The sequence below is a fragment of the Zoogloea sp. genome, assembly GCF_023150065.1.
Taxonomy (GTDB): Bacteria; Pseudomonadota; Gammaproteobacteria; order Burkholderiales; family Rhodocyclaceae; genus Zoogloea.
Window position 1 is genome coordinate 1 of the sequence record NZ_JAKLLN010000089.1, and the last position, 841, is coordinate 841.

At 70.2% G+C, this 841-nt stretch carries 1 pseudogene; it reads right to left on the reverse strand.

The features are described from left to right. Nucleotides 1-4: 4 nt before the first annotated feature. Nucleotides 5-841 (reverse strand): annotated as a pseudogene (locus L6Q67_RS23570) (ferric reductase); the annotation flags it as partial.

Below are 841 nucleotides of genomic sequence, written 5' to 3' on the forward strand. Positions count from 1 at the left end.
CGCCTCAGCGCATGTCGAAGAGTTCCTGGTGGAAGTCGGCCGCCGGCAGGCCCTGGGCAGTAAAGGCCTCCCGCAGCGCGCCGCCGAAGGCCGCCGGGCCGCAGAACCAGAAATCCGCCGTCTTCCAGTCGGGCACCGTCGCAGCGATGCGCCGGGCGTCGAGCCGCCCGTCCCGCTGGCTGACCAGCACGTGCAGCTTCACGCCGGCATCTTCGGCGCGCTGGCGCACCTTGTCGATGAACACCGCGTCCGGCGCGCTGGTGCTGTAAAAAAGGTCCACCTCGCGGCCGTCGGGAGCCAAGGCGAGGGCCTGCATGCGGGCGATGAAGGGTGTGATGCCGATGCCGCCGGCCACCCACACCTGGCGGGTTTTTTCGCCGGCGAAGCTGAAGCGGCCGTAGGGGCCTTCGACCGTCGCCGGCTGGCCGACCCGCAGCGTGCCCGGCAACTGCCCGGTGTAGTCGCCGATGCCCTTGATCAGGAAGGACATCCGCCCGTCGCCCTGCCAGGCCGAGGAGATCGTGAAGGGGTGGGCGCCTTCGTCGGGGTCGAAGGTGACGAAGGCGAACTGCCCGGCCTCGTGGCCGGGCCAGTGGCCCTGCAGCTTGATCGACACCTTCAGCACCCGGTTGTCCGGGTGGTGGACCAGCGCCTCGATCGTCCCCAGGGCCCGCCGGCGGACGCCCACCTTGCGCCGCAGCGACATCACCGCGGCGACGCTGCCTCCGGCCATCAGGAGGGCCATCACCGGCCCGACGGGCTGGCTCCAGTAGCCGAAGTTCATCAGCACCACCGAGTGGAAGACCAGCAGCAAGTACACCGCCGCAAGCAGCCGATGGGT